Here is a 13,605-nt window from a genome sequence, read left to right as displayed (position 1 = left end):
CACCTACTTGTATCGAATATTGATTGTCGGTGTGGTACCTAAAGACATGTAATCGGTGCTACCGGTCGTATATACACCGATACTGGTATCAATGCCGTTTGCGATATTGTTTTGAATCATATCTGTAATATCAAAAGTTACAGTCTGGCCTACGGCGATTGTGCCCCGTACATACTCGCCTGACATCGCCGGAGCTCCTCCGGGTCTGCTTGCTCTGGAAGTATACCGGTGGGTCCTAAAGTGAATATTACGACCACCTGAGTTACCTCCTGCTGCTCGGTAAACTGTAATAGTAGCAGAAACAATCTGCTTACCTTTAACCGCTGATAAATCAACATACCATAATCCATAGCGATCTCCGTATCCCCAGTTACCCTGCTTAACCTCATCATTTGTCCAATAACCAGATGTTGACCAGTTATCACCTGTTGATGGTGCGATAGAAAAAGTTTGTTCGGTTGCAGGTGGTGGCGGTGGCGGTGCTGACTCTCCATAATCAGGTGGATCATTCCATTGGCCCTGAATATATCCGCTATTCCAGGTAACAACAGAACCGGCCCATCTTGAATGATACGCTACAACAATAGCCCCAGCCTCAGCAAGCACCGCAACCGGTACATCACCTTTACAAAAAGACATTTCTACCCTGCTTAATTTTGTGGCATATAAACCTCTATCTGTTATCCCATACGCTTGGCAGGATTGGACAATTCCTGATGAATGGTCATACCAAAACGCGTGACTTGCGGCATTATTACCGTAAACTTTACAGTCATAAAAAAAAGCATAGTCAGAATCATACGCAGCACATACTGGATTACCGCCCGTCGAACTATCTCCGTGCATATCAAAACCGATAAATTGAAACATCCCTCTATTACAACGGTTAATAATATTTCTTCCGAATATTTTAGGTCGTATGTCACCTGCTGCAGCAACAAACATACTGCCGTTATGAAAGCCTTCTAATTTTATTCCTCCATAAATATCGCCTTTAACATTTATTCCGATATAATAACCGTTTAAATTTTTTGGAATAGAATCAATAAATGCAACAGGATTTTTCTTAGGGAATGTCCAGTTCAATCCGTGATTGCTGTCATTTCCGTTGACGAAATCAAAATAATAATTACCGCCGGGACCTTGATATGCATTTTCCACGTTTCCCCTGATGTTATCTGCAGACATTAAAGGAAAATAAGCACCATCAGTATCTATTCGGCCGATAACGTCTAAGATTCCATCACTATCTTTATCAGCATAGACCTCTAGAACCCCGTTTTGATACGCTTGACCAAGCTTTAATGAACCGCCCTGCAATCGGTCAAAAAGCATCGTTCCAACTGTAATCAAGTCAGCTACAAATCCCTCAGCTGTCATCGCTTGCCTAAACGTAGCGCCGCCGTCCACACTGACACCAACGCCAGCGCTGTTAAATAAAACGAGTTTGTTCGGGTCATCTTTTGACCTGGCAATGATGCCATTGTTAAATTCAAGTTCGGTCTGTGCTGATTGAAGAGCTTCTGTTGCTCGTAGAATCGCATCATCAACAACACTGTAAGGTAGTTTCTTATTCCCTTCCACAATGTCACTCACGGTCTTTTGTGTCCGAGAAAACTCCACAAACTGGTCAACCATGTTATTTCGATAGTTTGCCAGGGTTACATCCGTTTTGATTGGATAATCATTAAACTCGGTAAACTCTTCGGTAATGTCGATGATCCGCGTTTCTAAATCCAGTTTCATCGGCTCGTAGATGAGGAAGACATCGTCACCTTCATTCGGCACATCATAAGGATAGCCCGCCTTCCGTAAATCCACGAAATCAAGCGTTATAGACACTTCAGGAGTATCTTTAAGCTCAGCCACTAATCGTTCATTTAAGCCGTCCAATGTTGTATATTTTTCGTCACTCACCGGCTTAGCATGACGAATACCAAAAATAGAGGCATTGGGAGAAGTATACTCCGATTTGACAACGTAGCTGCCGTCCTCATTTTTTTTGCCGTAGCCTTTTATATATGTGCTTAAATTGTTCGTATTAACCGACCGATTGATTGTCTTAATATTGTATCTATACCGGAATTGAAAATCCGTAGCATTACCTATTTTTCTCCTAAAGGTCAGGTAAGTGCCGTTTAGAGTGAACTCTGCACTATAACGGTTTAAAATCTCCTGAAATAATGAAAGCCGGTTGCCATTCCCGAAGTTTTGAAAGTCCTGGGCGTAAAAAGTGTCGAGCACATTCCAGGTATATCCGGTGCCGCCTAAAACAAAATTAAGTGCAGCATCAAACGTCATGGATCCATTGTGTAAGTCGTATTGGAAATCATCGATTAAATCAAAAAACGTGTGGATGGCCACAACTTCTTTATAAAATGTCTGGCCCCTGTTTTTTTCATTCATTTGCTTGATTCGATATTCCTCGCCTTTAAACTCCACAACGCTCTCTTCCTGGACCATATCGAAAGAATGGCTATTCTGTTCAGTCGGCAGCACTAAAAAAGCCAGCGTTTTTTCTCCGCTGACGCTTCGAAACCTTTTAATACTTTTTAAGCCGGACAAGTATTCCGTATTACCAACTATGTCTGTAATAATCAAGTTTTCACCGCCTTCCAAATAAAAAAGAGCCCTGGAAGGACTCTATTGAACGTGGTATCGTTTATGCGCCTGTTGTTTGCGTTCCTCAGATACATGGGCGTATACAAGGGTAGTGTTAGGATTTTCATGTCCTAGGATTTGCTGAACATCTGCCAGGTCAGCCCCGTTTTCCATCATGAGCGTCGCCTTGGTATGCCTGAAAACATGTGGCGTCAACTTCTTCGAGATTTTAGCTCTTTCAGCAATCTTATCCACTATTCTCTCTATGGTTCTATTTGCCATCTGACGGGCAGGCTTACGATCCGTAACAAATAAATATTCGCAATCATCATTACGGCTTTTTAGATATTTTCGCAAATGGTGCAAGGCCTTAAATGATAGGTAAACGATTCTCTCTTTGTCACCCTTACCAATTACCCGCAAGCGCATTTCCTGAATATTTACATCGTTAATTTTCATATTCATGATTTCACCGAGACGGCAGCCGGTAGCATATAAAACTTCAATTAATGCCCTTTCGCGTAATGACTCACACGATTCTCTAACGATTTCCAGCTCCTCGATAGATAAGCTTTTCGGCAATCGTTTCGGCTTTTTCGGCGCATTTATTTTAGCGCTTGGATCACGCAATAACATTTCCTCTTTAACCAGCCATCCGAAAAAGGTTTTGATAACAGACAATTTACGGTCAACTGTCCCAATCTGCCAAGACTTATTATGGGCTAAATACTTTCGAATGTCTGATGTGTTAATCTGGACAACAGCCTTATTGACGTATTTCGCAAACATTCCCAGTTCGATTTTATAGCCTTCAATTGTTTTATTTGAAAGCCCTTCAATTTTCCTTGCTGACATAAACACTTCAAGTTTTTCCTGCAAATCATTTTCGATATCTTTTTCTGATTTTCTTTGAATCATGTAATTACTAAGGACCTCTTCCAAACGTACCGGCAGTATTTGCATATCCACATCAGGAGCAAGCGTGCTAACTATAACTAATAAATCATTGGCAAGACGAGCTGTATCGTTTATCAAGTTTCCCTCTCCTCATTACTCGTTTTTCGTGTAATTAGATAGTATCATTACACTATTTTCGAGTAAATAGGACTTATTACACGAATTTCGTGTATAATTAATTTAGGAGGGATTTATTTGATTAAAGTGAAATCAAACTTGCAGCCTATTATTGATGAAAGAGGTATTTCTGTTCATAAATTATCAAAGGATATTGGCTACCGTTATGAGTCTGTTCGGCAGATGTATAATGACGAAAATAAGACTTATCCCCGAGAATTACTTGCCAAGCTTTGCGCATACTTAAAAGTAACACCTGGAGAGATACTCGTCCTAGAAAAAGACGAACCCGACTGTTAAGCAGCCGGGTTTTTTTATTTTCCTATACGAGGATTGCCTAAAGGACCTTCATTAGGTCTCATTGCATCAATAACAATGTAAGAAGCGCATTGTAATGCTTCAGCTGCTCCTAAGTGTTCGATAATCGCTAAGTTATTTTTTACTACTAACTGTGCTTGAGGAGACGGATCATTAATAATCTTATTAATTTTTTCGGATACCTCTTTTTTTACTTGAGCTAACAATTCCTCAAGTTTGAATCCTTCAGCGTTCTCACTGCTCATTAAAATTGGTTTCATTTTTCATCCTCCTTTCCATAAAAAATAGGGCTGAAATCAGCCCCCAAGAGTGTAATAATACACCATTATTTTTTAATTCAGTTACGTCTAAATTTCTTCCGATAGCGCATTAAATTGCTTTCATTTTAGCTTCAATTCTTGGTACATAATACTTACGATAGCCATCTTCTGTCGGATGTGTTGCTCCACCGTTTACACCGTCTTGAGCATATGCGATTCTATGTGCCTCTAATTTGGTGTTCAACCCACCTTCTTTGAACATATTAACGTAAGGAATACTCCACTTTTCGCATATTTGCAATGCTAAGTCGTGTCTAGCCTCTGTATCTACTCCTCGTGATGACATCTTATGCACACGAATATAGAGGATTTTACAACCTAAGAAGTTGGTAATTAGCGTTTTGCAAATGTATTCAAAGGCTCCGCAGAATGTTGAAGTGTCTAATGTTACACCATCATACCCATCTGTTATTGCCCCATTAGTAGCTCCATCATTGGTGCCACCATCAAATAAAATGTAATCAGGTTTTTCGCCATTTGATACTGCTAAATTAACCTGATCCACAATGGAGTTTACTCCAGCCGCAATCGTCGCTCCACCTTTGGCATAATTTTTTAAAATCATTCCATTTGATGATGAAATTATTTGGGCATATCCTTTATTTCCTGCACCATCAAGATTCGTTCCATCGCCAGCAGCTATGCTATCACCAAAGTTTAACAGTGTTTTAGCTGCCAATGGGTTAGAATCTGAAGCGAATTTGCTCTTATCTACAGAACCTTTAACAATACTTTCAGTTCCAACTCTTAAATATTCTTTTTTAATTTTCGGATAGAAAGTATCATAATCAGTAATTACATTGCCACTTTCAACCTGCAATTTATCAAAACTATAACCGTAGGCATCGGTTCTTACAGAAATTCTAATATAATAGCAGTTTACTGGAACGATTCTAAAGGCAGTAGTATTATTAAAGGCTTCGATACTTATGACTGCTTTATTTATATCAAGGTACATGACAGAATATGGCAAGACTTCTGTAGTAGCTGCTGTACTAAGCAACAAAGATGAAATTCTTAGTTCTTCACTCGGTATAACAGCAATATACCCTGTTAATTTATAGTTACTGTCATTAACATATGAACCATTACTTGCATAACGACCTACAATGACATCAGGATCATTTATATTAAAACGGTTTTTACTCGCCACAAAAATAGAAGTTTTATAAGGCGTGACACTTCCGTTTTGCAACATGCTTTCAGTGATAGAATTACTTTTAACCCTTGATATTTCAGGAAGGTTTTTGTCTTTAATAATTTCCTTATATTCTTCAAAACTAGTTATGTTTGTTCCACCTTCAACTTGCAAGGTTTCTTGTTTATATCCAGACACCACTTTATAACTGATTCGGATAAAATAAGCCCCTGCTGGAACTGTTTTGAATGCTGTTGTATTGTTATATAAAGTTGTGGAGAGACGAGTTTTATTTTGGTCATAAACTGTAACGCTGTATGGAAGAACTTCTGCTCGGGTATTATCCGATTGTTTGTTTGCTGATATTCTGATTTCTTCATTTGGTGTAGATGCAATATAACCAGTTGTGGAATAGTTTGCATCAACAACATATGTGCCATCTGCGATATAGCGTCCACCTTGAATATTACCATCAAGGTTGCTATATCGGTTTTTTCCTATTTCAAAGAACGTTGTTTTAAAAGGAACAATAGAACTGTCTGCAATCCCTGTACTCTGATATGTTCCCCCTGCTGTCCATGCTGAACCATTCCAGTAATACCACTTACCATCGGCAGTAACTAGATAAACTCCTGTTGTTCCGGTAGGGAATGCTGTTTGAAGTGCCGACAAGGTTGCATAGACACCTTTGGGAGAGCCGTTACCTATATTATCAATAAGTGTTTTATCCGCTTTTTCCGCCAACTTCGCATTAACATCAGCTATTGCCGTGGCCGAATATCCCTGTGTATACACCCACTGAGAGCCGCTATATCGGTATACATATCCGTTGTCTAAACACTGTACTGTATCCCCAATTTTTGGAGCAGAATAGGTAGTTGCGATAGCTGCATAATTGGCCACAGGAGCGAGCCAGTTTGTTTTTGCTGAGTCTCCCTGGGCTTTAGCGTAGTCCCCTTGATCCTTGGCATAGTCACCTGATGCTTTTACGTCGGAAACTTCCACAAATAACTCCTGAAGGAGAGTAAGACTAGTTCCTTCATAAATCTTGTCTGTTCCAATCGATTCCACCATAACAACTTTAAAACGTTTAGTGGAAATTCTTTTTTCATTCTCAAAAAACTGGATTTCAATTTCCCCAGAACCGGCTTTTTGCATTTCCTCTGTACCTATTTCATACGTTACCGTGCTCCCTGTAGCTGTTACAAGACGAGATATAACCACATGATCTGGCCTTTTATAATTTACTACTATACGGGTAATATTACTAAGGTCTGCGTTCTGGTCATTCTCTTTAACAATAATATCAACGACATTGGTATCATTTTGAATAAACTTTGGCAGCTGAATGATTGAGCTTTTTTTCAAATCGATGGTTATCGTTTGTTTATTCTGAACCTGCAAGTTTACTCACCTCGCTTACAAATAATAAAAACGGAAATCAAAGCTTATTTCAAAAGGGTCTATTGCCCCCGTCAATTCAAAGTCATTGAGACCTGGTGCAAGGCTGATTAGTTTATGGTTAGTATCGCGAAAAATAGACAACCCGTTTTTGACAGCCCTGAGACCATTCAATTCAATGGTGTCAGATGGATTGCTGGTGCCAGTATAATTCCATACGTCACCAGTAGTAAGGTTTTTTATAGTAAGATTATTGGATGCACCCTTAAATGTGATTAGCAAAGGTTGCTCCCGGGGGTTAACCGGAACATGGCCGTCATTGTAAATTCGAAATGATGTAGTTGTATGGATGTATTCCAAATCCTCAGGCGATTGATCTATTTGCCAAATTGTATCTGCATTCAAAAGTGACAAAGTCGATTCAGCTGATTCAATAAATGATGAGTGGATAACAAAATCCATATCAAATTCTCCATCTTCAAGAGATAAATAGTTCACATTAAACTCACTTGCCACTGATACTTCTAGCCGTTTCCAAGGTTGTATATCTCGGATGATATAAAACTTTTCCAAGGGATTAAAAATTTGATTCAATTCATCCTTAAGAAAGTCAAATTCCACACTGTCAGCTGCTTCGATCATCATGGAAGATGGAATGATTCTTTCCCTTAGACTTGTGCCAAGATAAATGGATCCGTGTCTGCCGTCTACTGTTTCTGTCATATGTTCAGGGGAGGGAGAAGGAATGCGAAAGGAGCTTACCCAAATGTTTTTATCTTCGTGTAAATCTATTACATTCCCATCTTTTTTTAAGATTTTAAAGTTGAATGGGCTCTTTTCCATTATTTTTTCAACCCTCCCAATATCGACTTTGTATCAATTTCCGACTTCATCATCCCATCGATATATTGATATTGATTTCGTGCCACTTCATACCCGTCTAATTGGCTGATAACCGTTATTTCCATCGGCCTGTTATTGGATAAACTTACTTCCAATCCATCGGCGATCGACTTTTGTTCAAACATCTCAAATGGTTTTCCTGTATTGATTTCTGGTACCGCATGCTGCGCCAATAATTCTGAGGCTTGAGCAACAGTTTTCTTCATTCTTTCAAGACCTACAGCAAGTCCTTCGCCGGTATATTCACCGATTTCCATCATGACTCGAGAAGGAGAATTGATGTCTAATGCTTTTCGGATTTTCTTTTGGATTCCATCCGCTATTTCCTTTGCCTTATTGTAAAGAGAAGATGCCATAGATGTAATACCGTTTAGCAGACCTTTGATAATGTCCTTTCCTATCGATGTTAAATCAATAGAAGAAAGAAAACTTTTTGCCCCGTCCCATATTTCTCTAATCTTACCCGGAATTTCACTCATTTTACTTGCGATACCATTTTTTAAATCTTGGAATTTTTGAATAGCGCTAGTTAGTAACGATTGAACTAGATTAACTGTAAAGTTTTTTGCATTTGTCCACGCAGTGGAAATGCCATCTTTTATCGCATTGAATACGGCAATTGTAGTGCTTTTAAGATTGTTCCATGCAGCAGTAACATAACCGACAATAGCTTGACCAACACCGATAAATATCTGTTTGATTCCTTCCCATATCTGATTAAAGGCATTCTTTAGATTTTCAAAAATGGCCATTGCATCATTCTTTAATCCCTCAAAATCACCTTTAACTAAGTCAACAATTAAGAGGATTGCGCCGAGGAATATATTTTTAATCACATCCCAAATGCCAGTGAAATAAAGTTTCAACCCTTCCCAAATGTTAGTTAATCCTTCTTTCATCCCATTAAAAATGTTGGTGATTCCATTTATAAACGGCGTAATGATAGCCATTACACCAGCTTTTAGGGCTTCCCAAGCTGTTACGGCTATAAGCTTTATATTGTTCCACATATCCGATAACCATTGTGAAACTGCTCCCCAGGCAGATATTAAGCCTTCCTTTATTGAGGCCCAAGTTTGAGTAAACCAATCCTTAATGGCTCCCCAAATCTCTATTGTTTTAGCTTTAATGGCATCCCAGTTTTTATAAATGATAACGGCCAGTACTCCGATTATCGCAATGATAATACCAATAGGACCGGTCAAGGCAGCTAAGGCAGTCCGAACAGCAGTAAATACCGGGCCAAGTTTAGAAATCCATCCCCATGCCGTTACGACAGCTGGAATGATCGCTCCTATAGCACCGACCAAACTACCAATAAAAATTAATAAAGGTCCTATCGCTGCCGCGACGGCCCCAATTGCAATGACGACAGTTTGACCTACCGGGCTTAAATTACTAAACCATTCGGCTAATTTTTGTGCTGCAGCTGTTAATGGAGGCAATACTTTTTCGGCGAATCCAAGTAATGCTTCTCCTAATGGCTGAAGGGCAGCGCCTAATTCTCTAAGAGTGCTTTGGAGCCTAGAACCGAAATTATCTTTAAGAGCTTCTCCTGCCTTTTTGGTTGCCCCGTCTACTTCACCAAGAATGTCTACATTATTACTTAAGCTAGTGACTACCCTGCCGCTTACATCTTCCCACTGTGTACCGAATAACTGGGTTCCTAATGAGGTTCTTTGCCGGGCATCGTCTACATTAGCCAATGCTGTCACCAGCATCCCGAATGCATTATTCGCCTGTTCCCCACCAGCCGCTACTGATTCAGAAAATGTTTTAGCGTCAAATCCTAAATCCTCTAATGCCTGGGAGACATCGTCACTCGGGTTTGAAATTTGAAGGAAGCTTTCTTTGGCAGCATCCCCGACTTTATCTAGTGAAAAAGCTCCGTTTTGAGCCCCGCTGATTAGAAGTGCTAAAGCCTGGTCCGCACTCATTCCCCATTGTTGGAATTGTGGTGCATATTCGTTCAAGGTGTCTAATAGTTCACCACTATAGTCTCCGCCTTTTTGAAAACCGACAGTGATTAAATCCATAGCGTGCTGTCCATCAATTCCGAATGTGCGCATCATTGTTGCAGCAGTTTTACTTGAATCAGAAATATCAGCATCAAAGGCATCCGATAAAACATAGGCATCTTTGGTTAATTCTTTTATAGTTGATTCATCTGCCAGGTCGCCCATATTTTGTTTTACTTTTATTAGAGAGTCGGTAACTTCTTGGATGTTTTCACCAAATGATTTTTTCCAAAGTTCTTGCGCTACACCGCCTAATTTTTCAGCTTCATCGGCGCTAACTCCAAGTGCCGCTTGAATTTTACCATTGGCACTTTCAACATCATTTGCAGCCATTATAGCTCCGGCTCCCAATGCTACAATTGGTGCCGTAACAGATGTCGACATGGTCTCCCCGGTGCCCTTCATTTTTTCGCCAGTTTCTGATAAGGCATCAGCAGCCTTTTGGGCCCTATTGGATTGTTCAGATAGTTCATCATTGGTTTCGGAGATTTGGTTCGCTAGCCGCTGTTCAGCTATTTGAGCGTTTAATAATTGCCTTTGGAGCTTATCAACTTCCTGCGAATTTTCTCCAAATACTTCCTTTGCTCTTTGAAGTTGTGCTTGTGTAGCCGCCACTTTTTGAGCTGCGATCTCTTGTGCCTTTTGCAGGTGCTCTATTTTCGCCTTCAGTTTATCCGTTTCCGATGCACTATTCTTCATCTGCTCTTCTTGGAGTGCAAATTCCTGACGAAGCTTTGAGCTTGCAGAGTTCATCTCGCTAATCCCTTTGTTAAACTCCTGGTTAAAGACTTTAAAGGTCACTCTTGCTTCTGAATTATTGTTAGCCATTTTTCTCACCTGCCTTTTAGAGAGGACTATTCTTCCAGGAATCAAAAGCCGCTTTTCCCTCGTAAATCCGTTCTACCGAAGTAATAGGTTCATGCCAGAATGTTTCGTGATCTATCCCACAAACTAAAACGTAGAGGACATATTTATCCTCTACGCATTCGATTTTGATTTTTGGTGATTGAATTTTTTTTTATTATTTTTGGTGCTGTTTTTTAACCCATTAGCGAACTGATTTGGATCTTTTTTTATCAAAGAGGAAACCAAGGATGAATAGAGAATTAATATATCTTCATAAGATTCCTGGAATAGTGAAACAAACTCATCGAAATCATATTCAAAATTGATATTTGCTCCTATACATCCAACATAGATAACCTTCATCATTTCAAGCTCATCCAAATCCTTTAATGTCTCAGGGTCAATATCATCCACCGATTTTAGCTTTGTTAGAGGTAACAGCTTCATAACATCGGCAACCAAAGAACCGTTTAAAATCCCTAAATCTTTTCCCCGCTTTAAGCAATAGTTTGTTAAAAAACAAGGGACTGTTTTTTGATTTTTGAAAACTTGCTTATATTGACCATCAACCTCTATGATTTCAGACTCTTTCAATACGACTTTTTCAATTTTCATAGATTACTATCCTCCATTATGGCGCAGGAACGGCCTCGACTAGCGTAGCATCAAATTTTGTATGCCATTGATCTGCTACTGTTGTGTCAGTTAATTCGTCAACAATTGCCTCGTAATAAATATTCCCTAAGTCATCAACTACAGCAGTAAATTCAATTTCCAGAGCTGCGACTTCATCGGCTCCGTTTTCAATTGCAAATTTAAAGCCAGAGGTATCGGTGCAATTAGGAAAAGCAATAAGTTTCTTTACGTCTTCAAAATCATCGATAACGTCGGCAGTAAAAGCAAATCGGTTCCCCTTTGACAAAGAACCGTATGCCCAAATACCTGGCTTCAGTCCATCTGTTTTTAATCCGAAGTAATCACGGGCTACCTGTACAGGAACATGGCCGGAAACGGTTATATTCATTTTTGTAGGTTTCGACGTGCGTTTTACTTCAATACCTTCAGCTTTTTTCACAACTACGATCAGTTCAGTTTCGCCTTCAACGGATCCGAGCAAACCAAATTTAGTACCGGTCTGCTGCGTTCCACTTTTAAAAAATTGAACACTTGCATTTTTAATGGAGACCGCATCAAATTCCTGAATAACTGTTGTCATCGAAATACCTCCTCTAAAGTCCTATCTATTTTTTCATGTAGCTTTTCTAAAATTTTTGGTGTAGCTGTTGCCAAACCTCTTTCCATAAACCGTTGTTCAACTGGATTAGAAGGACCACGGCCTTCATTTGGGAATACTAAATATCCAAAGCTGCCTCTTTTGTTTGCAGCTCCTCCCTTGGACTTAATTGTGAAACCTAAATTATTTGTTTCACTTTTTGACCACTTGCTTGTCTTAGCATGAGCCTTGTTAAGGCTTCTATTTTTCCATTGTGAATTAGGTATTAATTGGGTTATTTCTTCAGTAGCGATGGTCACACCATCAGTATGAAGAGATTCATTGATGGTTTCTTCCATTTTTTCTGGAAGACGCCTCATTTTTTCCTCCAATCGCTCTATCTCACTATGATCTAGTTCAAACCTGATACTCAATTGGAATCACCCTTGTAAAAGTGATAGAAACCCGGTCTATGAATCGATCCGTTTCCTTCATCTGCAATCGTTCTTTTCTGGAGCTTGAAAAGTTAACTCCCTTGACCGCGCTTAAGGTGGAAATAATGTCGATTGTGGTTTCATCCACATCATCCCGATTTTCGGAATAATAAGAAACGTAAATATTTTGCCGAAGTTTTTTAATGTCTTGAGTGGTCTGAAATTCACTTGTTTCGAAGACAAAACAGTTATAACCATTTTTATCAAGCGCCTTCTCCTCATCTTCCGCAATCTCATCTTCAAATACAGGAAGGTTGAATTGAATTTGAAGGTTATTAAATATTCCCTCTTTTTGTTCCTGCATCAACCGTTTAGTTTTTTCATTCACCAATTCCACCTACTTCCTGCAAGTAAAAATAGAGATAGATTTTCTCACTATCCGAATCAACCTTAATTACGTCATATTCCACGGAGTCAATCAGAACTTTATATTTGTTTTTATTCACTTTACGGAAAGATGGGGGATAAAGTGTTTTTACTTTTAAATCTAAACTTGCCCCCATTATTCCGGCCATTTGATAATCACTATCCCGACAGGACATTTCTTTATATGCTAATTTTCCTTCCGGAATAAATGATTCACCAATTCTTTTACCAGTTGAAGACCTCTGTGTCTGCTTATGTCCATACTCTAAAAAGCCATCATTAAAGGTTTCACGATAAGGTTTCATTTATAGCACCGACTTTCCCTAACGCCACCAGAAGTATTAAACGACCCAATTCAGGTTGAAAGTTAACTTCAAACTCGTCTGCAGCGTTGTTATAGACATATCGGCAACGCTCAAGGAGAATTTCCTTTGGCCATTCATCCTTTGAAAAATCAAAAGACGCACCTGTCAAATTAGACAAGTACGCCTTCGCCCTACTGATTATTTTATTTAGATCAGTATCTTCATCATTCCACGTAATCCTTAGACGGGCTTTAAGATCAGATAATAACTGTTCATCCATCGATATCACCTACTTTTTAGTAGATGTTTTCTTTTTAGAATTGGTCTTTTTAGTTACTTTTTCTGTTTCACTTGGTTTTACATTATTTGCATCATTTAGTCGCTCAGAATCGACAGGAGACACGTTTTCCGAGGTGATTTTCTCTTCCTCTGATTCTATCGAAAGAAAAGCCACACCATATTTAGGATGTGGCTTAGATAAAAAAGAGACACGTCCTGCATCGGCTTCAAATCCTTCTGCTGGATACGTGTCTCCTTCTTCGTAGGTATGATCGTTATGATTGATATCTCTGAACCGCCTGATTACTTTCGGCATATATCATCGCTCC

14 protein-coding genes are annotated in these 13,605 nt (G+C 39.3%); 1 reads left to right on the top strand and 13 read right to left on the bottom strand.

Features of this window, described 5'->3' with window-relative positions:
• Positions 1 to 3 precede the first annotated feature (3 nt).
• Both ACZ5AE_RS07915 and xerA read right to left on the bottom strand, forming a co-directional pair.
• The gene (locus tag ACZ5AE_RS07915) at positions 4 to 2,601 is read right to left on the bottom strand and encodes a phage tail spike protein (protein WP_464571088.1); all 2,598 of its coding nucleotides are present in this window, start codon (positions 2,599 to 2,601) and stop codon (positions 4 to 6) included.
• Between the two features lie 42 nt (positions 2,602 to 2,643).
• Complete coding sequence (xerA, locus tag ACZ5AE_RS07910; RefSeq protein ID WP_464571086.1) at positions 2,644 to 3,636, bottom strand: site-specific tyrosine recombinase/integron integrase; 993 nt, start codon at positions 3,634 to 3,636, stop codon at positions 2,644 to 2,646.
• A gap of 120 nt (positions 3,637 to 3,756) precedes the next feature.
• On the opposite strand from xerA, the gene ACZ5AE_RS07905 reads away from it, so the two are divergent.
• Entirely contained in the window at positions 3,757 to 3,975 is a 219-nt protein-coding gene (locus ACZ5AE_RS07905) for a helix-turn-helix domain-containing protein (RefSeq protein ID WP_464573570.1), read from the top strand.
• A 14-nt stretch (positions 3,976 to 3,989) separates the two neighbouring features.
• Here ACZ5AE_RS07905 and ACZ5AE_RS07900 read toward each other — a convergent pair whose 3' ends face one another.
• The 11 genes from ACZ5AE_RS07900 to ACZ5AE_RS07850 all read right to left on the bottom strand — a co-directional run bounded on the left by ACZ5AE_RS07900 (position 3,990) and on the right by ACZ5AE_RS07850 (position 13,592).
• A complete protein-coding gene (locus ACZ5AE_RS07900; RefSeq protein ID WP_464571084.1) occupies positions 3,990 to 4,253 on the bottom strand; it encodes a hypothetical protein in 264 nt (87 codons plus the stop codon).
• 109 nt (positions 4,254 to 4,362) lie between these two features.
• Entirely contained in the window at positions 4,363 to 6,855 is a 2,493-nt protein-coding gene (locus tag ACZ5AE_RS07895; RefSeq protein ID WP_464571082.1) for a GDSL-type esterase/lipase family protein, read from the bottom strand.
• A 15-nt stretch (positions 6,856 to 6,870) separates the two neighbouring features.
• On the bottom strand, positions 6,871 to 7,695 hold the full coding sequence (locus ACZ5AE_RS07890) for a phage tail family protein (protein WP_464571080.1): 825 nt from the start codon (positions 7,693 to 7,695) through the stop codon (positions 6,871 to 6,873).
• Positions 7,695 to 10,601 carry a phage tail tape measure protein gene (locus ACZ5AE_RS07885; protein WP_464571078.1) on the bottom strand — a complete coding sequence of 969 codons (2,907 nt, stop codon included), beginning with the start codon at positions 10,599 to 10,601 and terminating at the stop codon, positions 7,695 to 7,697. Before ACZ5AE_RS07885 ends, ACZ5AE_RS07890 begins: the two co-directional genes overlap by 1 nt.
• Positions 10,602 to 10,751: 150 nt before the next feature.
• Complete coding sequence (locus ACZ5AE_RS07880; RefSeq protein WP_464571076.1) at positions 10,752 to 11,234, bottom strand: hypothetical protein; 483 nt, start codon at positions 11,232 to 11,234, stop codon at positions 10,752 to 10,754.
• A 16-nt stretch (positions 11,235 to 11,250) separates the two neighbouring features.
• Positions 11,251 to 11,835 carry a phage tail protein gene (locus ACZ5AE_RS07875; RefSeq protein WP_464571074.1) on the bottom strand — a complete coding sequence of 195 codons (585 nt, stop codon included), beginning with the start codon at positions 11,833 to 11,835 and terminating at the stop codon, positions 11,251 to 11,253.
• Positions 11,832 to 12,191 carry a hypothetical protein gene (locus ACZ5AE_RS07870; protein ID WP_464571072.1) on the bottom strand — a complete coding sequence of 120 codons (360 nt, stop codon included), beginning with the start codon at positions 12,189 to 12,191 and terminating at the stop codon, positions 11,832 to 11,834. The genes ACZ5AE_RS07875 and ACZ5AE_RS07870 overlap by 4 nt, the downstream gene beginning before the upstream one ends.
• 58 nt (positions 12,192 to 12,249) lie before the next feature.
• Positions 12,250 to 12,654, bottom strand: a complete 405-nt coding sequence (locus tag ACZ5AE_RS07865; protein ID WP_464571070.1) for a hypothetical protein — start codon at positions 12,652 to 12,654, stop codon at positions 12,250 to 12,252.
• A complete protein-coding gene (locus tag ACZ5AE_RS07860; RefSeq protein ID WP_464571068.1) occupies positions 12,647 to 12,997 on the bottom strand; it encodes a phage head closure protein in 351 nt (116 codons plus the stop codon). Before ACZ5AE_RS07860 ends, ACZ5AE_RS07865 begins: the two co-directional genes overlap by 8 nt.
• The gene (locus ACZ5AE_RS07855; RefSeq protein WP_464571066.1) at positions 12,981 to 13,277 is read right to left on the bottom strand and encodes a phage head-tail connector protein; all 297 of its coding nucleotides are present in this window, start codon (positions 13,275 to 13,277) and stop codon (positions 12,981 to 12,983) included. Before ACZ5AE_RS07855 ends, ACZ5AE_RS07860 begins: the two co-directional genes overlap by 17 nt.
• Positions 13,278 to 13,286: 9 nt before the next feature.
• Complete coding sequence (locus tag ACZ5AE_RS07850) at positions 13,287 to 13,592, bottom strand: hypothetical protein (protein ID WP_464571064.1); 306 nt, start codon at positions 13,590 to 13,592, stop codon at positions 13,287 to 13,289.
• Positions 13,593 to 13,605 lie beyond the last annotated feature (13 nt).

The organism is Neobacillus sp. S1227, assembly GCF_055385255.1.
The sequence above is the reverse complement of the archived record's forward strand: the minus strand, read 5'-3'. Positions and strand labels throughout refer to the sequence as shown.